Annotated in this window: 14 protein-coding genes and 1 pseudogene; 4 read left to right on the top strand and 11 right to left on the bottom strand. The window is 61.7% G+C overall.

Translation table 11 applies throughout. The annotated features are described in order from the left end of the window. Positions 1–24 precede the first annotated feature (24 nt). The 6 genes from dctA to AC1RNA_RS15060 are packed head-to-tail and all read right to left on the bottom strand — an operon-like array spanning position 25 to position 7,336. Positions 25–1,416 carry a C4-dicarboxylate transporter DctA gene (gene dctA / locus AC1RNA_RS15085; RefSeq protein ID WP_082156999.1) on the bottom strand — a complete coding sequence of 464 codons (1,392 nt, stop codon included), beginning with the start codon at positions 1,414–1,416 and terminating at the stop codon, positions 25–27. Between the two features lie 30 nt (positions 1,417–1,446). After that, positions 1,447–2,454, bottom strand: a complete 1,008-nt coding sequence (locus AC1RNA_RS15080) for a xanthine dehydrogenase family protein molybdopterin-binding subunit (protein ID WP_492951621.1) — start codon at positions 2,452–2,454, stop codon at positions 1,447–1,449. After that, a complete protein-coding gene (locus tag AC1RNA_RS15075) occupies positions 2,451–4,346 on the bottom strand; it encodes a molybdopterin-dependent oxidoreductase (protein ID WP_492951620.1) in 1,896 nt (631 codons plus the stop codon). The genes AC1RNA_RS15080 and AC1RNA_RS15075 overlap by 4 nt, the downstream gene beginning before the upstream one ends. After that, on the bottom strand, positions 4,339–5,259 hold the full coding sequence (locus AC1RNA_RS15070) for an FAD binding domain-containing protein (protein ID WP_492951619.1): 921 nt from the start codon (positions 5,257–5,259) through the stop codon (positions 4,339–4,341). Before AC1RNA_RS15070 ends, AC1RNA_RS15075 begins: the two co-directional genes overlap by 8 nt. A gap of 18 nt (positions 5,260–5,277) precedes the next feature. Then, positions 5,278–6,447 (bottom strand): zinc-dependent alcohol dehydrogenase, encoded by a 1,170-nt coding sequence (locus AC1RNA_RS15065; RefSeq protein ID WP_009340523.1) that lies wholly within the window; start codon positions 6,445–6,447, stop codon positions 5,278–5,280. A gap of 25 nt (positions 6,448–6,472) precedes the next feature. Beyond that, entirely contained in the window at positions 6,473–7,336 is an 864-nt protein-coding gene (locus AC1RNA_RS15060; RefSeq protein ID WP_492951618.1) for an IclR family transcriptional regulator, read from the bottom strand. A gap of 214 nt (positions 7,337–7,550) precedes the next feature. On the opposite strand from AC1RNA_RS15060, the gene AC1RNA_RS15055 reads away from it, so the two are divergent. Continuing rightward, entirely contained in the window at positions 7,551–8,405 is an 855-nt protein-coding gene (locus tag AC1RNA_RS15055) for a sulfite exporter TauE/SafE family protein (RefSeq protein ID WP_492951617.1), read from the top strand. A gap of 95 nt (positions 8,406–8,500) precedes the next feature. Here AC1RNA_RS15055 and fdhF read toward each other — a convergent pair whose 3' ends face one another. The 3 genes and pseudogenes from fdhF to AC1RNA_RS15040 all read right to left on the bottom strand — a co-directional run. Further along, on the bottom strand, positions 8,501–11,269 hold the full coding sequence (gene fdhF / locus AC1RNA_RS15050; RefSeq protein WP_492951616.1) for a formate dehydrogenase subunit alpha: 2,769 nt from the start codon (positions 11,267–11,269) through the stop codon (positions 8,501–8,503). Then, positions 11,266–12,981: an NADH-ubiquinone oxidoreductase-F iron-sulfur binding region domain-containing protein gene (locus AC1RNA_RS15045; RefSeq protein WP_048757033.1), complete on the bottom strand. Its 1,716-nt coding sequence runs from the start codon at positions 12,979–12,981 to the stop codon at positions 11,266–11,268. Before AC1RNA_RS15045 ends, fdhF begins: the two co-directional genes overlap by 4 nt. Positions 12,982–13,131: 150 nt before the next feature. Beyond that, positions 13,132–13,503, bottom strand: a pseudogene (locus AC1RNA_RS15040) (arsenate reductase family protein); the annotation flags it as partial. A 357-nt stretch (positions 13,504–13,860) separates the two neighbouring features. Here AC1RNA_RS15040 and AC1RNA_RS15035 point away from each other — a divergent pair. The 3 genes from AC1RNA_RS15035 to AC1RNA_RS15025 are packed head-to-tail and all read left to right on the top strand — an operon-like array spanning position 13,861 to position 16,125. Further along, complete coding sequence (locus tag AC1RNA_RS15035) at positions 13,861–14,556, top strand: ABC transporter permease (RefSeq protein WP_048756636.1); 696 nt, start codon at positions 13,861–13,863, stop codon at positions 14,554–14,556. A 2-nt stretch (positions 14,557–14,558) separates the two neighbouring features. Further along, the gene (locus AC1RNA_RS15030) at positions 14,559–15,281 is read left to right on the top strand and encodes an energy-coupling factor ABC transporter ATP-binding protein (protein ID WP_156786908.1); all 723 of its coding nucleotides are present in this window, start codon (positions 14,559–14,561) and stop codon (positions 15,279–15,281) included. 13 nt (positions 15,282–15,294) lie between these two features. Next, positions 15,295–16,125, top strand: coding sequence for an ABC transporter substrate-binding protein (locus tag AC1RNA_RS15025; protein WP_009340510.1), 831 nt, complete (start codon positions 15,295–15,297; stop codon positions 16,123–16,125). 62 nt (positions 16,126–16,187) lie between these two features. On the opposite strand, the gene AC1RNA_RS15020 is transcribed toward AC1RNA_RS15025, so the two are convergent. Beyond that, positions 16,188–18,107 (bottom strand): molybdopterin biosynthesis protein, encoded by a 1,920-nt coding sequence (locus tag AC1RNA_RS15020; RefSeq protein WP_492951615.1) that lies wholly within the window; start codon positions 18,105–18,107, stop codon positions 16,188–16,190. A 54-nt stretch (positions 18,108–18,161) separates the two neighbouring features. Beyond that, positions 18,162–19,265 carry a molybdopterin-binding protein gene (locus tag AC1RNA_RS15015; RefSeq protein ID WP_492951614.1) on the bottom strand — a complete coding sequence of 368 codons (1,104 nt, stop codon included), beginning with the start codon at positions 19,263–19,265 and terminating at the stop codon, positions 18,162–18,164. Positions 19,266–19,349: the final 84 nt, after the last annotated feature.

Here is a 19,349-nt window from a genome sequence, read left to right as displayed (position 1 = left end):
GTCCTTTCACTTCCTGGCGCGCACTTATTCGGCCGCCTGCATCTCTGCATGAGGATTTTCCCAAGCACGCGTCTCGTCGGTCTCGACAAAGCCGGTGGCAAATTCGGCTTTCGCCACGTCCATATCGATGGCCCCAACCCAGCGGCCGACAACCAGCGTTGCGATGATGTTGGAGGTCAGGTTGGTCGCTGCGCGGATTTCGGCCATGAACCGATCGACACCCAGCAGCAGCGCGAGACCCGCTACAGGCACCGCGTTGACGACCGGCAGCGTCGCCGCCAGCGCAACAAAACCACCACCCGTCACGCCCGCTGCACCCTTTGAGGTGAAGAGCATCACGAAGAGTACGGCAAGCTGATGCCAGATGGTCAGTTCGACATTGAACGCATGAGCCAGGAAAAGAACGGACATTGTCATGTAGATAGCCGTACCATCCATATTGAACGAGAACCCGCCCGGCATCACCAGACCGACAACCTCGCGCGAGACGCCGAGCTTTTCCAGCTTCTGCATTGAACGTGGCATCATCGTTTCGGCGGACGTTGCCGCGAAGACGAACAGGATTTCATCCTTGAAATAGCTCAGTACGCGGAAAATGTTGAAACCGCATAACTTCAGAAAACCGCCGAGCACGATCGCCACGAACAGGATGCTGACGATATAGATCGAGACAACAAGCTCGCCGAGGTCGACAAGTGTTTTCGAGCCGTACTTGCCGATAGTGAATGCCATCGCGCAACCGGCTGCGATCGGTGCAAAGTACATGATGATCCGCACCATGCCGAACAGGGCGACGGACGCGGAATCGAGGAACGAGACGATCGGCTTGCCACGCTCACCTGCGAAGCTGAGAGCCACACCCAGCAGAATCGCAATGAACAGAACCGGAAGAATATCGCCGTGAACGAACGGATCGAGGAACGACTTCGGAATGATCGACATGAAGAAGTCGGTCAGCGTCAGGTTGTGGGCGACCTTGGCATAGGCCGCAACGGTACTCGGATCGAAAGATGAAGGATCGGCATTGATGCCCTGCCCGACCTTCCAGACGTTGCCGACGACCATGCCGATGATGAGCGCGATCGTCGAGGCAACCTCGAAATAGATCAATGCCTTCAGGCCAACATTCGCCACCTTGCGGATGTCGCCCATCTTGGCGATGCCGACGACGATGGTAGTAAAGATGATCGGCGCGACAACGACCTTGATGGCGCGAATGAATGCGTCGCCATATGGCTTCAGCGGCACCGCGAAAGACGGGTAGTAATGACCGAGCGCCGCGCCAAGAGCGACGGCGATCAGAACCTGAACATAGAGTTTGCGATAAAAAGGACGTTTTTCCGCCGCTTTCTTCGCAGCAAGCGCTTTTGTCATTGCGACGTTGTTATTTTCACTTTCAGCGAATGTTGCCGTCATCGACTTTCCTCCAATTCCCCAATCAGAGCGTTACGCACCGAACGGTGCTGCCTGGCGCTTCTTTGCGAGCGCTTCGAGTATTTTCTCCGGCGTTGCCGGGAGAGACGTGATCCGGACGCCGACAGCGTCGTAAATGGCGTTCATCACCGCTGGGATCGTCGGCACCATCGCGGGTTCACCGATGCCCTTGACCCCAAGCGGCCCGATCGGATCCGGGTCTTCGACGATGACGGACGTGACATGCGGCACATCGAGCGATGTCGGAAGGATGTATTTGGCGAAGCCGGGCGTCGTCGTGTGGCCCTGCGCCAGTTGGTAATGCTCCATCAGGCCCTGCCCGAGCGCCTGAACGATGCCGCCTTCGATCTGACCTTCGACGCCGCGCGGATTGACAGCGCGGCCGACATCGTGCGCGGCCCATATGCCGAGCACCTGGACTTCGCCGGTGAGCGTATCGACCTCGACCTCTGCGACCTGACAGCCGAACACATAAGACTGCCACGGCCTCCCGCTGCCATCGACTGGATCGAGGCCGGTGTGATGCGCGGTGAAATTGGCCGAGCCCACCACCACCACGCCGCGCTTCTTGATGTGCTCGACGGCTTCCGCCATCGTTTCGCGCAGGTTCGTCTCCGTCGCCCAGACGTAGCCATTGCCCGTCTCGATCGTCTCAGGCGGAACGTCCCACATCTCGGCCATCGCGCCGACGAAACGGCCTTTCGCCTCGCGGCACGCCATCGCCACCGAATTTCCGATCATGTAGGTCTGGCGGGTCGCACCCGCATGCGCCGCTTCCGGCGAGCGCGCGGTGTCGTTGTCACCGATCACTACGTTTTCGGGCTTGACGCCGATTTCTTCCGCCGCGATCTGCGCCAGTACGGTAAGGATACCTTCGCCGATTTCGGTGACGCCGGTCACGATTTTCACCGTGCCGCCGTCGTCGATCTCGACCCATGTCCCAGCCCGGTCAACCGCCGCGGTTCGCGCGATGCCATACCAGCCGCCGGCCATGCCGCGGCCGCGTTTCTTCACGCTCATGCTGCACCTCGCTGTTTCAGAGGCTCAGCTTCGGCAGGCACAGGTTCGCGTGGAGTCACGGTGCATGGACGGCGCGTTCCTTCGCCGCCGAGATCGGCGCGCTTGCCGCCGCGAACGGACGGCGTGCCCGCCTCCCAATGCGACGCATCACGCGCCGCCGTCAGCACGCGCTCCATACTGCAGGAGTTGAGAACCTGCTTGGTATGCGTGCGATCCCCCGCATGCATCGCATTCTTCAGGCGCAGCTCGAACGGGTCCATTCCCAGCCGCTCGGCGCAGATATCGAGATGCGTTTCGGTCGCGAACTGCGACTGCAACGAACCGAATGAGCGGAAGGCACCGGAGGGCGTGTTGTTGGTGTAGACGCCGTAACCATCGATCCGGAAATTCGGCACGTTGTACGGCCCGCCACCCAGGATCACACCCTTGCGGACCACACCTTCGGTCGACATGCCGTAAGCACCGCCGTCGTAGATGATGCTGATCTGAGACGCGAGAATCCTGCCGTCCTTCGTCAGGCCCATCTTGTAGGTGGTGCGGGACGGATGGCGCTTGGCGGTCGTCGCCATCGATTCTTCGCGCGTGAACACCAGTTTCACAGGACGGCGCGTCTTCATCGCGAGCAGCGCCAGCATGCCCTGATAGATCATGTCTTCCTTCCCGCCGAAACCGCCGCCGACCGGGCTCATGATCATGCGGACCTTGTTGATCGGCAGATTGAGAATGCGCGACAGCATGTGGCGGTGGTGCGTCACGTTCTGGCTCGGCGAATGCACCGTGACGACGCCGTCATGATCGACATAGGCGACGCCCGCCTCAGTCTCGAGGTAGGCATGCTCGACCTGCTGCGTCTCGTAGGTCTGCTCGACGATCAGGTCAGATTTGGCAAACCCCTCCTCGACGTTGCCGTTGCAGATCGGGATATGCTTGACCAGATTGTCGGGCGCGTAGTCGTGCAGCACCGGCGCACCGGAAACCAGCGCCTCCTCCGGATCGAACACCGCTGGAAGCAACTCGTATTCGATCTTGATCTTCTTGACCGCCTCACGGGCAGCAGCAAGCGTCTCCGCCGCGACGGCCGCGATCGCTTCGCCAACATAACGCACCTTGTCGCGCGCCATGATCGGCTGATCGGCGACGAACACGCCGAACCCATCCTGCCCCGGCACATCGGCGCAGGTGACGATCCCCTCCACACCCGGAACCGCCTCGGCGTCAGCCGTATCAATTGAAACTATCCGCGCATGAGGATGCGGGCTGCGCAAGACCTGCACATGCAGCATGCCCGGCAACACCATGTCGCCGGCATAGCGCAGCGCGCCGGTCACCTTGGACGGCGCATCGATGCGGCGAATATTGACGCCGATATACTTGCCGTCTTCCTTGTCCAGATCGTCGAACGCCGCCGCCGACAATTTTCCGTTGAGGAAGTCGCGCGCCATTTCCACGGCGTCGAAAATCTTCTGATAGCCGGTGCAGCGGCAGATATTGCCGCCGAGCCGTTCCCTGATCTCGTCGCGGTCGGCATCCGGGTTGAGGCGCAGCGCCGCGGTGGCCGCCATCACCATGCCGGGGATGCAGTAGCCACACTGGCTGGCGCCGGCCTTGTGAAAGGCTTTCTGCACGGCCGACATTTCGCCGGACTTCGCAAGGCCTTCGACCGTATCGACCGTCTTGCCTTTGAGCTTCGCCGCGGGCAGCAGACACGACTTCACCAGCGCCCCATCGACGAAAATAGAGCACGTTCCGCACTCACCGGCGCCGCAGCCTTCCTTGGTGCCGGTCATGTTCAAATCGTCGCGCAGGAAATCCAGCGCGCGCTGCGACGGATCGACATTCTTTTTGACGCGGCGGCCGTTGACGGTCGCCTCGATGGATAACAGGTCAGCCATTGGCGACCTCCTCTGCAATCGCGCAGGCGTTCTCGTCGGCGCCTGCTTTCTTCATTGCCTTCGCAAGCGCCCGCACCAGGAAGCCGGGCGTCACCTGCTTTCGATATTCCTGACGGCTGCGCGACTGAATGAATTCGTCACACATCGCCATGACGGCACGCAGCAGTTCGACCGACACTGCCTGCCCCTTCAACCGCTCCTCGATCGCGGTCATCCGCCGGGCCATCGGGCCGACGCCGCCGATCGCAAGCCGGACGTCCTGAAACGAGCGGCGCGAAGCGTCCATGCGGACCAGCGCGGAGAGACAGACCACCGAAATCACCAATGAGCGCCGGTGCCCGACCTTTTCAAAAGCGCCGCCATAACCGGGCAGCGCGTCGCACTCGACACCGAGCAAAATCTCGTCGTGCTCGGCCGACGTCAGACCGGGGCCTTGCAGGAATTCCGACAGCGGCATCCGGCGACGGCGAATCCCGCCGTCGCGCAAAGCAGCCAACTCGACGATCGCGTTGGCGGCGAGCAGCGGCGGAATGCCATCGGCCGCCGGAGAGGCATTGATGACGTTGCCGCCAATCGTCGCCGATTCACGAATCTGGCTGTCCGCGAACCAGATCGCGCAGTCGGGCATGCCCGGCGCCATCTCGATCAATTCGGCGCGATCGAGAAAACGCTGGAACGGCGTCGCCGCCCCCAGCCAAAGGCGATCGCCCTGCACCTTGATGGTCTTCAATTCCGGCACGCCGGCGATGTCGATCATCAAAGGCACATGAACGTCACCCGCGCGGCCTTCCCTCGCCCACGGCAAGAGATCGGTCGCACCGGCCACAAAACGGAACTGACCGGCACTGGCGGCAGCAGCCGCCAATGCTTCGTTCAGCGAACCGGGGCTAAGGTAGGTATCGCAGGTCAACATGACCGTCTCCGCTTGGCCTTACTCCGCAGCGATGCTGTTGAGCGCGGCATGTCCGCGGGTCTTCACCACAACCTTGATGGCATCCTCGACGCGCTCGCGGGCGTAACGCAGCGCCTCGGGAAGATCCTCGAGCGCGAAAGTGTGCGTATGCACCTTGGTCGCATCGAAACGCTTCTGCGCCATAAACGCTTCCGCGCGGTGCGTGGCACTCTTGCCTTCGCCGCGAATGCCGAAGACGTAGATGTTGTTGCGGACGAGGTGCGCGATATCGACTTCGGCCGGCTTGCCAGGGAAAGCCGCGAGGCAGATACGGCCGCCACGGTTGACCATGCGCGCCGCCTCGTTGATCGCGTTCGGCGCACCCGAGCACTCGACCACATAATCGACGCCCTTGCCGCCGTTCAGCTCGCGCACCTTGCCGACAACGTCAGATTCCTTGTTGACGTTGATGACGTAGTCCGCGCCCAGTTCCTTGCCGATCTGCAGGCGATTATCGCGCGTGCCGGTGAGAATGACCGGCTGCGCACCCAGCGCCTTGGCAACCGCGACGCCGAGCAGGCCGATCGGCCCCGGTCCCGTGACGACGACGCTCTCGCCCGCGATCAAGCCGCCAAGTTCGGTCAGGCCATACATCGCGGTGCCTGCCGTCACCACTAGCGTGGCTTCTTCATCCGACATCGCGTCGGAGACGCGCACCAGCGTGTTGATGTTGTTGACTGCGTATTCAGCGAAGCCGCCGTCGGTCGTGAAACCGTTAGCGCGATGTCCCTTGTCGAGATCGCCGTAGTTCAGGCCGTAGTTGTGGCACGAGGTGTACATGCCCTCGCGGCAGCGCTTGCACTGGCCGCAGCCCGCATGGATTTCCACCGTGACGCGCTCGCCGATCTTGTACTCGTCAACGCCCGGCCCGAGCGCCACGACCGTTCCCATGTACTCATGGCCCGGCGTGAAGTTCTTGTTGTACGGCAGGCCGCCCTGGATCATCGCAGGCGGACCGTGATGGATGATTTCAAGATCGGTCGCGCAGATCGCCACCGCGTCGATGCGCACCAGAACTTCCGCCCTCTTCGGCACCGGCACCGGCTTGGTGCCAAGCGAGAGCTGATCGGGGTCGCCGAGAATCCATGCGCGCATGGTGTCCGGGATCGGAAAATCGGGCGAGGTTTTGACCTTGTCGTGCTGATACATCGTTTTCTCCCTGAGATTGTTGTTGCTATTCGGCGGCGGCCGGTTTCGCGCCGCCATGAAGGATCGCACCCGGCGCGCCCAGTTCCATCGACAATTCATCGGTCACTGCGATGAGGTGGGTCCGGATCTGGTCAAGATATTCCGGTGTGGCGCGGAAGATCGGAGATGACACGCTGATCGATCCAACCACCGCGCCGGCATGGTCGCGGACGGCGGCACCGATGCAGATCACGCCCGGCTGGAATTCCTCACGATCGACGGCAAAGCCGTTGCGACGCGTCAGCCGCAATTCTTCCGTGAGATTTTCAACGCTGGTGATCGTGTTCGGCGTGAACGCCGTCAGTCCGTGAGTCGCAACGATGCGCTCGACTTCCGTCGGCGGCAGCCAGGCGAGAATGGCCTTGCCGGTGGCGGTCGCATGGGCGGCGTTGGTCTTTCCACCCATGCCTGCATCGACACGCACCGCATAACGGGAATCGCGGCGCAGCACGTTCATCAGATCCGTGCCCTGCATCACCGCGAGTTGCACTGCTTCGCGCGTCTCGTCGTTGAGGCGATCGACGTAAAGCTGCGCGCGGCGCGGCAGATCGACCTGGCGCAGACAGGCGGCGCTGAGATGCAGAATGCGAGAACCGAGCGTGTAGGTCCGGCTGCCGATCCCGCGCGCGACATAGCCCCAGTTGTAGAGCGTCGAGATCAGGTGGTGGCAGGTCGAGACGTTCAGACCTGCGGTCGCGGCGATGTCGGTGAGTTTTGCCTCGCCGCCGGCATCCGCGATGATGTCCAAAATCAGGAAGGCGCGGTCCAGTGCCTGGATGCCGCCCTTGTCCCGCCCGATGGGCGGACGGGCGGGCATGATCCCGCGAACTTCGGCGCGCTCCTCGTTCATGTGCTTCCCCGATTGCCTAGTTTGTTTTTTCTATTCAGGCCTCCGATAGCGCTGAGGGTCAAACAAATTTTCACATAGCAGAGCATGTTTTTATTAGATGAAATTTTTTGCTGAAAAGTTCCTTTGATGTTCGATTTTGGTGCATCGCAAAGATGCAATCGTTGGCGGTTCCCGGAAGCGCGTATACTCCCTCGGCAAATCATCAGGTGACGACATGCCCCAACTGCCCACCGCGGAAATTATTGAGCTCGCAATAGCTTTGATCGCGGGGGGGGCGCTGGCGGGATTTCTGGCAGGCCTGTTCGGCGTCGGCGGCGGCGCCATCCTCGTGCCGGTGCTCTACGAGCTGTTTCGAATCATGGACGTGCCGCTCGAAACGCGGATGCCGCTCTGCGTGGGAACCTCGCTCGCGATCATCATTCCAACCGCCGTCCGCTCCTATCTGGAGCATCGCCGCCACGGCAGCGTCGACATGAATATCTTGCGAACATGGACGATCCCGATTCTGATCGGCGTTACCGCCGGATCGCTCATTGCCCGTTACGCACCTGAGCAGGTCTTCAAATATGTGTTCGTCGCCGTGGCATGGTCGGCGGCCGTACGCCTGATTCTGGGCAAGGATAGCTGGAAGATCGGCGACGCATTCCCAACAGGCCCGTTGATGCGCATCTACGGATTCATCATCGGCATTCTCTCCACCCTGATGGGTATCGGGGGCGGCCTGTTCTCGAATTTGTTGATGACGATGTACGGCAGATCAATCCACCAGTCCGTTGCGACATCATCGGGCATCGCCGTCCTGATCTCGATTCCCGGCACGATCGGATACATCTACGCAGGCTGGCCGGCGGCCGCGAAATTCCCTGCGACCACCATCCTGCAGTTTCCGCTGGCGATCGGCTACATCTCGCTGATCGGAGCCATCATGGTGATGCCGAGCAGCCTGTTGACCGCACCCTTTGGCGCGAAGGCCGCGCATCTGATGTCGAAGCGGGCGCTGGAGATCGCCTTCGGCCTCTACCTTTTCATCATGGGCTCACGCTTCGCGATCGCGCTCGTTTACAAATAAGCCTGTGGCAATGGCACGGCATCAACTCGCGTCAAACAGGACAGCATAAAAAAAGCCGCCCAACCGGGCGGCTTTTTAAATCGCATCGAGAGCTTTTACTCTGCGGCAGTCCGGATATCGATCTTTTCCACGCGCGCGGCGCAGAACTTGAATTCCGGAATCTTGCCATACGGGTCGAGCGCCGGGTTGGTGAGCAGGTTGGCCGCCGCTTCCGCGTAACAGAACGGCATGAACACCATGTTCTCTGGCACGTCACGGTCGGAGCGCGTCTTCACCTCGATCGCGCCACGGCGCGTTTCAAGCCGGATGAAATCGCCCGGCCAGATCTTGAGGCGACGCATGTCCTTCGGCGACAGGAAGGCTGTCGCCTCCGGCTCGATGCTGTCGAGCACGCCGGCACGGCGCGTCATCGAGCCGGTATGCCAATGCTCGAGGATACGACCGGTGGACAGCACCATCGGATAGTGCTCGTCCGGAACTTCGTCCGGCGCCGTGACGCGTGCGGGCACGATCTTGGCGCGGCCGCTCGCGGTCGGGAATCCCGTGGTGAAGATGATCTCGTTGCCCGGCTTGTGCGGATCGTCCACCGGATAAGTGACCGCGCCTTCCCGCTCAAGGCGCTCCCACGTGATGTTCTTCAGCGACGGCATCAGTTGCGCCATCTCGTTGAAGACATCAGCCGCGCCGGAGTAAGTCCAGCCGCAGCCCATGCGGTTCGCGATTTCCTGGATGATCCACAAATCCTGACGCGCATCACCCGGCGGCTTCACCACCTGACGCGATATCTGGACACGGCGGTCGGTGTTGGTGAACGAACCGACCTTCTCCGCGAATGCGGATGCCGGCAGGATCACGTCGGCGTGGAAGGCCGTTTCCGTCACAAACAGATCCTGCACCACGAGATGATCGAGCTTGGCAAGCGCCTCACGGGCGTGCTGGAGGTCGGGGTCCGACATCGCCGGGTTTTCACCCTCGATATACATGCCGGTGATCGTGCCCGCATGGATCGCGTTCATGATCTCCACGACGGTGAGGCCCGGAACAGGATCGATCTCCTGATCCCAGACCTTCTCGAAGGCGCCACGCAGATCGGCGCGGCCGACCGGCTGGTAGTCCGGCAGCAGCATCGGGATGAGGCCTGCGTCGGAGGCGCCCTGCACGTTGTTCTGGCCGCGCAGTGGGTGCAGGCCCGTGCCCGGACGGCCGATCTGGCCAGTGATAAGCGCCAGCGCGATCAGGCAGCGCGAGTTGTCGGTGCCGTGAACATGCTGGCTGACGCCCATGCCCCAGAAGATGATCGACGACTTCGCCTTGGCGTAAAGCCTGGCAACTTCCTTCAGGGTCTCGGCCGGAATGCCGCAGATTTTTTCCATCTTCTCCGGCGGGAATTCCTGGATCTTCGCCTTCAGCTCCTCGAAGCCCTCGGTATAACCGGCGATATACTGCTTGTCCGTCAGGTCTTCGTTGATGATGGTGTGGAGCATGCCGTTCAGCATCGCCACGTCAGCACCCGGCTTGAACTGCAGATGCTTGTAGGCATGGCGCGACAGCGGCTGCTTGCGCGGGTCCATGATAATCATCTTCGCGCCCTTCTTGGCGGCGTTCTTGAAGAACGTCGCCGCGACCGGATGATTGGCGGTCGGGTTCGCACCGATGACAATAATGACTTCCGCATCGAGGGCAGCCGAGAACGGCGCCGACACAGCACCTGAATTGACGCCTTCCATCAGCGCCGCCACCGACGAAGCGTGGCACAGCCGCGTGCAGTGATCGACGTTGTTGGAGCCGAAGCCAGTGCGCACCAGCTTCTGGAACAAGTACGCTTCCTCGTTCGATCCCTTGGCCGAACCAAAACCGGCAAGCGCCTTGACGCCCTTCTCGTCGCGGATCTTCACAAGACCCTTGGCGGCGACGTCCAGCGCCTCCTCCCACGTGGCCTCACGGAAGTGAGTGAACGGATTGGCCGGATCGACCTGATCCATCGCATCCTTCTTCGCGTTCGGCAGCCGGATCAGCGGCTTGGTGATGCGATGGGGGTGATGGATGTAATCATAGCCAAAGCGTCCCTTGACGCAGAGGCGGTTATGGTTGGCAGGACCGTTGCGGCCTTCCGCGTAGATGATCTTCTCGTCCTTGACCTGATAGGTGACCTGACAGCCGACGCCGCAGAACGGGCACAGCGAGTCCACCTTCTTGTCCGCATAAACGGTACGGGTGATCTGCTGCTCATCGAGCAGCGCCGACGGCATCAGTGCGCCTGTCGGGCACGCCTGCACGCACTCGCCGCACGCCACGCAGGTGGATTCGCCCATCGGATCGTCGAAATCGAACACGATCTTGGCGTCATGGTTGCGATACGCCATGCCGATAACGTCGTTGACCTGGACCTCGCGGCAGGCGCGAACGCACAGGCCGCACTGGATGCAGGCATCGAGATTGACGCTCATCGCCGGATGGCTGTGATCGCCACTCCAGCGCTCAGCCGCCGGGAAGCGGCTCTCCGTCACCTCGACCTTGTCGGCCCAGTGCCAGAACTTGGAGTCCGGATCGTGCGAGGTTTCGCGCTCCGGCTGGTCGGCGACGAGAAGCTCCATCACCATCTTGCGCGCGGACTTTGCGCGTTCGCTGGCCGACTTCACCTTCATGCCAACCGTCGGCATCCGCATGCAGGACGCCGCGAGCACGCGCTCGCCCTCGATCTCCACCATGCAGGCGCGGCAATTGCCGTCGGCGCGATAGTCCGGCTCCGGCGAGTAACACAGATGCGGAATTTCGGTGCCTTCCCGTTTCGCCACCTGCCAGATGGATTCGCCGGGCGCTGCTTCGACCTGACGGCCGTCGAGTTCGAATTGAATCTTGTTCATTCTGCAGCCTCCTGAGGCGCGAATTCTTCAGGGAAGTACTTAATGACTGACGTGAGAGGATTCGAGGCCGCCTGGCCCAATCCGCAGATCGAGGCATCGCGCATGGTCTGGCTCAGTTCGTTGAGCAGATCGCGGTTCCAAGCGCGGGTTTCCATCAGAGCCGCAGCCTTCTGGGTTCCGACTCGGCATGGCGTGCATTGTCCGCAGCTCTCGTCCTCGAAGAACTTCATCAGGTTGAGCGCCGCATCTTTCACGTCGTCCTTATCGGACAACACGACGACGGCGGCGGAGCCGATGAAGCAGCCGTATTTTTCGAGCGTGCCGAAATCGAGCGGGATGTCATTCATCGAAGCCGGCAGAATGCCGCCCGATGCACCGCCCGGCAGATAGGCACGGAATTTGTGACCATCGGCCATGCCACCGCAGAACTCCTCGATCAGTTCCGTGATGGTGACCCCGGCCGGAGCCAGCTTCACGCCCGGATTCTTCACACGGCCGGATACCGAATAGCTGCGCAGCCCATGGCGGTCATTGCGGCCCTGCGCTTGCCACCATTCGCCACCCTTCTCGACGATGTCGCGCACCCACCACAGAGTCTCGACATTGTTGATGAGCGTCGGCAGTCCGAACAGGCCGACCTGGAACGGATACGGCGGCTTGTGACGCGGCATGCCGCGCTTGCCCTCGATGCTTTCCAGCAGCGCGGATTCCTCGCCGCAGATATAGGCACCGGCGCCGCGCCGCAGGTGCAGCGTCGGGCCGCCTGCCGGGAGCCTGGCAATTTCACGCGCCAGAATTTCACGGCTCGCCGGATATTCGTCACGCAGATAGATGTAGACTTCGGCCGCCTCGACGATATGCGCGCCGATCAGCATGCCTTCGATGAAGCGATGCGGATCGGTTTCGAGATAGAAGCGGTCCTTGAACGTGCCGGGCTCGCCCTCATCACCGTTGATCGCCATCAGGCGCGGGCCGGGTTCGCCGAGCACGGCGCGCCACTTGCGGCCGGTCGGGAAGCCTGCGCCGCCGAGGCCACGCAGCGAAGCGCTTTCAAGCGCCTTGAGGATGTCTTCCTTGGACGTTTTGCCGGAACGCAGGGAGTTCAGCAGCGTATAGCCACCCTGCGCGATATAGGATTCGTACTCGACATAGTCGGGCACATGAACATGGGTGTCGTGCTGCTTGAGCGCGGCCAGCACGTTATCGACCGTCGCGTGATCAACGAAGTTGTGTCCGACCTCCGCGGCCGGCGCCGTGTCGCAGCGGCCAACGCACGGCGCGCGAACCACGCGCACGCCGGGACCTGCCTTGTTCTTCAGCTCCTTCATCAGGGCTTCCGCACCAAGCATCGCGCAGGTCAGCGAATCGCAAACCCGGATGGTGACCGGCGCGATATCCGGCGCGCCTTCCTTCACCACATCGAAATGCGCGTAGAAGGTCGCGACCTCGAACACTTCCGCGAACGCGAGCTTCATCTCGTCCGCCAGAGCGGCAAGATGGGCTGCGGAAATCTGGCCCCACTTGTCCTGAATGAGATGGAGGTACTCGATCAGCATGTCGCGGCGGCGCGACTTGCCTTCAAGCAGGAATTCGATTTCCTCGCTCGCCTTCGGATCGATCTGGCGACCTTTTGGCGTTGGCTTTGCTCGCCGCCTTCCCTCACCGGGATGCTCGAACGGGATGACTTTCTGGGGTCCTTGGTCGTGGCTCATTAGAATGCCTCTATCTTTCAACAAGTCATACCGCTGCTGGGATACGATATGCAAGGAACTGTTGAGTTCCTCAGCTGTAAAATCGGCTGACAGAATGCCGCTACTGACGGCATCGCTAACCGGCGCGTTCAAAAGCGGCAGCACGCTATCCGGCGGCCGACACACCCTGACCCCCTTCGGGGTTTCGACGATCGGGTAAACCAACAACTCAGGTGCGCGGGACATGAAGTCGAGCAGCGCATCGTCGGTCCACTTCGGGTTGCTGAGGTTGAAGTCCGCGAACCGCACGGATTTGCGGAATAACCGTCGCACCGGCACGCCCATCTTGCGCGCCAGATATTTCAGGCGAGCGGGACTCGGCGGCGTCTTCAGATATTCGACGACAATCGGCGCTTCTCCGCTCGCAAGAAGCAACGCCAGAACCTGCCGCGAGATGCCGGACGCCGGATTGTGATAAATAGTCACAACCTTTGGCCGCCGACTGCCTTTTGTTTTTAAATTGACAACGTTACCGCCGGGCATGGAACCCTCAGGGAAGCCGACCCGGTCAGCATGCCAAACAGTTGATGTACCATCAATAACTTGCTCTACCGCGGACTCAAGAAAACGAGCCTTATTATTTGAATTGGCTATCGTAGACCCATCAATCTATCTTCGTTTATTCTGTTTTATGATCGACCCTATCTTCCCCCCCTTGTGGTGCGGATCGCGGTCGCGTTTATCTGGTTACGATGGCGGCTTTGGACCGTCTTTTGAGCCGCCGTGTTTGCCACCATGAACCCATGCGCCGGGAAGATCGTTTTCTCTTTCGTCATTCGTCATTTCTCTCACTCCGTGTGAACCGACGGCTGCGCCGCCAGGTTCCGTTTCAGTGTGCCAATGTCCAATCTCGCCTCCGCCTTTGAACTTGTCAGCTCGTTTGACGCCGGCCTGTTCCAGATTATCGGGCTGTCGCTGTTCGTGAGCCTGTCGGCGGTTGCATGGGCCGCGTTGATCGGCGTGCCGCTCGGAGCTGTCATCGCCCTCAACGCTTTCCCCGGCCGCACGTTCATTATCGTCGTCATCAATGCGTTGATGGGTCTGCCGCCGGTCGTCGCGGGTCTCGTCGTGTATCTCGGCCTATCCCGCTCGGGTCCGCTTGGCTCATGGGGACTTCTGTTCACACCCACAGCCATGATCGTTGCGCAGACTTTGCTGGTGACTCCGATCATTGCGGCGCTGACACGGCAAACCATCGAAGACGCATGGATCGAGTATCGGGACGAACTGATGGCAATGAATATCGGCGTCGCGTCTCGCGCGGCAACGCTGATCTGGGATTGCCGATTCAGCTTGACGACGGCGCTGCTCGCCGGGTTTGGCCGCGCCGCCGCCGAAGTCGGCGCCATCATCATCGTCGGCGGCAACATCGACGGCTTCACCCGCACCATGACGACGACGATCGCGCTTGAAACCTCGAAGGGCGACCTTCCACGCGCCATCGCATTGGGCGCGGTGCTGGTCGGCATCATCATTCTGGTCAACGCGCTTGCGTGGAGCACACAGCGGCTCGGCGCACGCTTCTCGGGTGTATGACGATGCTTGCCATGACATCCGATCTTCCCATCGCGCTGGAGCATGTCAGCGTCGTCGCGGGTGGCGTCCCGATCCTGACGGATATCACGCTGCAATTCTCCAACGGCGCCCCGACGGTACTGATCGGCCCGAACGGGTCGGGCAAGACAACACTCCTGCGCGTGGCGATGGGACTTCTGCAGCCTTCCAGCGGAGCCGTGACCTGGGGTGGACAGGAACGCGTCGCACCGCAACGCCGCGCCATCGTGTTTCAGCGCCCAGCCATGCTGCGGCGAACCGCCGCCGCCAATATCGAATATGCACTGGCAAGCGCAAATATCAGCCGCGATCTCTGGAAGCAGCGTACAGCGGAGCTTCTTGCAATGGTCGGGCTGTCCGGGCTTGGCGAGCGGCCCGCGCGCAAGCTGTCAGGCGGCGAACAACAACGGCTTGCCCTCGCCCGCGCGCTGGCGCGCAATCCCGAGGTGCTGTTTCTCGACGAGCCGACGGCCGCGCTCGATCCCTATTCCACCAAAGCCATCGAAGATGTTCTCGAAGCGATAGCGGCAAAGAATATCAAGATCGTCATGTCCACTCACGATCTCGGTGAAGCGCGCAGACTCGCGGGCGACATCGTCTTCCTCAATCACGGACGCATCGTCGAAACCGGATCTTCGGCAAATTTCTTCAACGCCCCGGTAACCAGCGATGGGCAGCGGTTTATCGCTGGAGAGCTTTTGATCTAGAAAAGGAAACCACATGAAACGATTGCATACGCTCGCTGCGTTGGCCGTCCTCGGCATTCTGTCGATGACGGTGGCTTCGGCCGAGGACAAGTCGATTGTCGTCGCGTCGACCACATCGACGCAGGATTCCGGCCTGTTTGGCCACCTGCTGCCCGCCTTCAAGCAGAAGACCGGCATCGACGTGAAAGTGATCGCACAGGGCACCGGTCAAGCGCTCGACACCGGCCGGCGCGGCGATGCCGACGTGGTCTTCGTGCACGCTAAATCCGCGGAAGAAAAATTCCTCGCCGAAGGACAGAGCACCAAGCGTTACCCGGTGATGTACAACGACTTCGTCCTCATCGGACCCAAGAGCGATCCGGCTGGCATCAAGGGCACCAAAGACATCGTCGCCGCGCTGAAGACGATCAAGGAAAAGGGCGCGCCGTTCATCTCGCGCGGCGATCGCTCCGGCACCAACATCGCCGAACTGAAGCTCTGGAAGGTCGCGGGCATCGACATCGCGAAGGACAAGGGCCCCTGGTATAAGGACATCGGCCAGGGCATGGGTGCGGCGCTCAACACCGCCTCGGCCTCGAACGCCTATGTAATTTCCGATCGCGGCACATGGCTATCGTTCAAGAACCGTGGCGATCTCGTCATCGCGGTTGAGGGCGACAAGCGGCTGTTCAACCAGTACGGCGTGATGCTGGTCAATCCGGCGAAGCATCCGAACGTCAAGGCCGATCTCGGGCAGCAGTTCATCGACTGGCTGGTTTCGCCGGAAGGCCAGAAGACCATTGCCGACTACAAGATCAACGGTCAGCAGTTGTTCTATCCGAACGCCAACGACCCGAACGCTTAAGATACGAATCACATCGCCCGAACAACAAACGGCGCCACCGGATCGTCCGGTGGTGCCGTTTTCTAGACCGGATGAAAACCCGCCTGTTCGAGTGCCGCCCTCGTCTCCTTGGCGCGGAGCGATTCCAGAAAAGCTGCGACGCCCGGCCGGTTCTTCCGGGCCGTGACCAGTGCGAAATCGTAGTGTTCCTCCGCGAACGGAATGAAGCCTAGTCCGGCGGCATACGCGACAGGCGCGATGGTCATGCCCCAGTCCGCGCGATGCTGCGCGACGGCGGCGGCAACCGCATTGTGTGATTTCGGCTGATTCCAGTAACCATCAGGTCGCGCGCCGCCCAACAGACGATCGATCAGGATGCGCGTTCCCGCGCCCTGATTGCGATTGACCATCATGCATGCGGGATCGGCGAGTGCGGCTTTCACCGCAGCCCTAGCATCAAGTCCCTCAAAACGGGAATCGCCCCGCCGGAACACGATGCCCTGCATGCGCCGATACCCCGGCACCAGTTCGAGACCGGGCTTGAGGAACGGCGCGTTGTAAACATCGGTCTTTTCATCCAGCAGATGGATCGGCGCCATGTCGCATTCGCCGCGGCTTGCCGCAGCGAGACCCCCGAGGCTGCCGACGGAAATCGAACGCACCGACAGATCGGCGCGCGCCAGCGGCGCCGTGACAATATCGAGGCCGGTGCAGTGGCTGCCGATAATCACCAGATCCGGCACGCGGACATGCGGCGTGAACAGCGTCACTTCCGCTTCGGTCCCAGCGGCCATCTGATCCGCAAGCGCATCGATCCGCAGGAAGCCATCGGCCTGCGCGAAGGCCGTGATCGCGCCGGAACCCTTGCCCGAAGGATAGGCGATCAATCCATCGTCGCCTTCCACCAGCGACACCATCACGAATTCGGTGCGGCCAAGCTCGGATGCGATCCGAACCGGCACGCGCGCCTGCACCTTGGCGTCCGCGCGCGGCGGAAGACCCGCCATGCGCCGCAGCACCGGTACAATCATGTCGTGGAAGGTGAACATCGCGGAAGTCGGAAAACCCGGCAGAACCACGACCGGCTTGCCGTCGCAGACCGCAAGACACAGCGGCTTGCCCGGCTTCAAGGCCACGCCGTGAGCGATGACGCCGGGCGGGCCGAGCCGCGACACGATACGATGCGAGACGTCGCCGGAGCCCTTCGACGTGCCTCCCGACAGCACCAGCATGTCACTGTTGGCAAGCGCCGCGCGCATACCCGCTTCGAGCTTAGCCTCGTTGTCGGGAAATGAGCCGGCGAACCACGGGATGCCGCCATTCTCGCTCACGGCAGCCGAGACGATCGGGCCGTTGGTGTCGTAGATCGCGGCAGGCCGCAGACTCTGCCCGGGCGCGACGAGTTCATCGCCGGTCGACACGACCGCCACCTTCGGCTTGCGCACGACAGAGATCTGCGGGATGCCGCAGGCCGCGAGCATGCCGATTTCGCGCGAGCCGATGATCGTTCCCGCGCGCAACAGCACTTCGCCGCGTGCGATGTCCGACCCCGCATAGGAGACGAACTGTCCCGGCGACGCCGTGCGGTCGATGTGGATCGCGCCTTCACCAGCAGGCTGGGTATGCTCGATCATCACCACGGCGTCCGCACCGCGCGGCACCGGCCCGCCGGTCGCAATCGGCGTCGCGGTGCCGGATGTGACGATCAATTGTGGCGCCACGCCACAAGCAATCACCTCGCCGTTCAGCGCGAGACGCGCAGGCCGGTTGCCCGTGGCGTCTTTCAGATCGGAAGAACGAACGGCAAATCCGTCGACATTCGAACGGTCGAAAGGCGGCACATCGATCGGCGCAGCGACGTCGTGCGCAAGCGCGCAGCCAATGGCATCCGCCAGAGCGCGTTGCTCCGTCACTGGACGCCGCGGGAAAAGTGCGGCCTCGAAGCGAGCCAACGCATCCTCGCGAGACAACACGGTCAGAAACTGTTCCTGGTCAACGCTCACGGCGCATACCTCGTCTGGCGGAAATCGTTATGCTGCATATCGGCTATATATGTCTTAGCCTAGCGGATAGGCAGGGCAAAGCGCTCCTGCAGGAAATCCTTCGCTGTTGCCGGGCACGAGCATCCACGCATCCGCGTTCGCAAGCGCCTGCAACGGCAGTTCCCCGACAGACAGCGGCATCCACGCTTCTTCTTCGCTTCCGAGCAAGACGATGTCGGCGACACCCGGCGCGGAGGCGATCTTTCGCGCGATGGGCCGGGCCGTGGTCGGCCGCTGCCGCATCGTTAACCGGTCCAGCACCGGCAGAGCCAATGTCCACCAGGCAGCCAGAGCATCTTCCAGCATTCCCGGCAGCGCGATGAGTGGCACGCTCCTCAAATAGCCGATCGCGGCGGTTCGTCCCGGCATCATGGCAATGCCGTGCGTGATGGCGACACCGGCGCTCTGAAGCGCATCGATCGTTGCGTCCGTCTTTCCCGTGCCCGTACCGCCGACAGTCACGATCAGGTCGGCTTCCGACGCATTCAACACTGAAGTGATCGCCGGCGCGGTTCGCGCATCGGAATCCGTTCTCGTCACAGCCGCGCCGGCCTGCTCCGCAAGATACGCGATGTACTGCGCCGTGGACGATTGACCGCTTGCGCTCGTCACATTGACGAGTTGCAGGCGCGGCGTCCGCACCGATAACGAACGCAGGCCCAGTCTGGTTGCAATCAGGAGATCGAGGGACCGGATCCTCTGTCCGGGCTTTATGACGAGTGACTTCGCGGCAATTTCGTCTCCCGCGCGGCGCACGCCCTGCCCCGGCCGCGCTTCGGCGACAGCCTGAAAAATCCCGCTCTCCCGATTGAGAGATTGGGGTTCAACCAAACTGTCGCATCCCTCAGGAAGCGGTTGTCCAGTCTCGACCCAGACAGGCGGCTCGGCCAAGAACGCCGGTGAGTAGGAAGACGCGCCGACAATATCCAGCGAGCGGACAGCCCAGCCATCGATCATTGCAACGGCGCCGACCGGCAGCGGACCCGGCGCCGTCAGCCCGGCGGAAATCCGGCCCAGAGCCTCATCAATGGGCTTGTCGAGGACAGGAACGGCCTCAAGTCCCTCAAGCAAACGCTTCAGCGCATCGTCGAGCGAAGTGAGAGAAGTGATGACGCCCATTGTATTCCTGATTGAGGTCGCGGCCCGTGACATGACCCGACCGCCGGTATCGGATACAGGCCGTTATACACACTGAAGCGCAGT

This window comes from Afipia sp. GW821-FHT14H12, assembly GCF_058803465.1.
Note: the sequence above shows the minus strand (reverse complement) of the source record. Positions and strands in the feature narration are given on the sequence as shown.

Bases quoted from the DNA above. Each gene is read 5' to 3' on its own strand.
- dctA (WP_082156999.1), bottom strand. From the start codon at position 1,416: ATGACGGCAACATTCGCTGAAAGTGAAAATAACAACGTCGCAATGACA.
- AC1RNA_RS15080 (WP_492951621.1), bottom strand. From the start codon at position 2,454: ATGAGCGTGAAGAAACGCGGCCGCGGCATGGCCGGCGGCTGGTATGGC.
- AC1RNA_RS15075 (WP_492951620.1), bottom strand. From the start codon at position 4,346: ATGGCTGACCTGTTATCCATCGAGGCGACCGTCAACGGCCGCCGCGTC.
- AC1RNA_RS15070 (WP_492951619.1), bottom strand. From the start codon at position 5,259: ATGTTGACCTGCGATACCTACCTTAGCCCCGGTTCGCTGAACGAAGCA.
- AC1RNA_RS15065 (WP_009340523.1), bottom strand. From the start codon at position 6,447: ATGTATCAGCACGACAAGGTCAAAACCTCGCCCGATTTTCCGATCCCG.
- AC1RNA_RS15060 (WP_492951618.1), bottom strand. From the start codon at position 7,336: ATGAACGAGGAGCGCGCCGAAGTTCGCGGGATCATGCCCGCCCGTCCG.
- AC1RNA_RS15055 (WP_492951617.1), top strand. From the start codon at position 7,551: ATGCCCCAACTGCCCACCGCGGAAATTATTGAGCTCGCAATAGCTTTG.
- fdhF (WP_492951616.1), bottom strand. From the start codon at position 11,269: ATGAACAAGATTCAATTCGAACTCGACGGCCGTCAGGTCGAAGCAGCG.
- AC1RNA_RS15045 (WP_048757033.1), bottom strand. From the start codon at position 12,981: ATGAGCCACGACCAAGGACCCCAGAAAGTCATCCCGTTCGAGCATCCC.
- AC1RNA_RS15035 (WP_048756636.1), top strand. From the start codon at position 13,861: ATGTCCAATCTCGCCTCCGCCTTTGAACTTGTCAGCTCGTTTGACGCC.
- AC1RNA_RS15030 (WP_156786908.1), top strand. From the start codon at position 14,559: ATGCTTGCCATGACATCCGATCTTCCCATCGCGCTGGAGCATGTCAGC.
- AC1RNA_RS15025 (WP_009340510.1), top strand. From the start codon at position 15,295: ATGAAACGATTGCATACGCTCGCTGCGTTGGCCGTCCTCGGCATTCTG.
- AC1RNA_RS15015 (WP_492951614.1), bottom strand. From the start codon at position 19,265: ATGGGCGTCATCACTTCTCTCACTTCGCTCGACGATGCGCTGAAGCGT.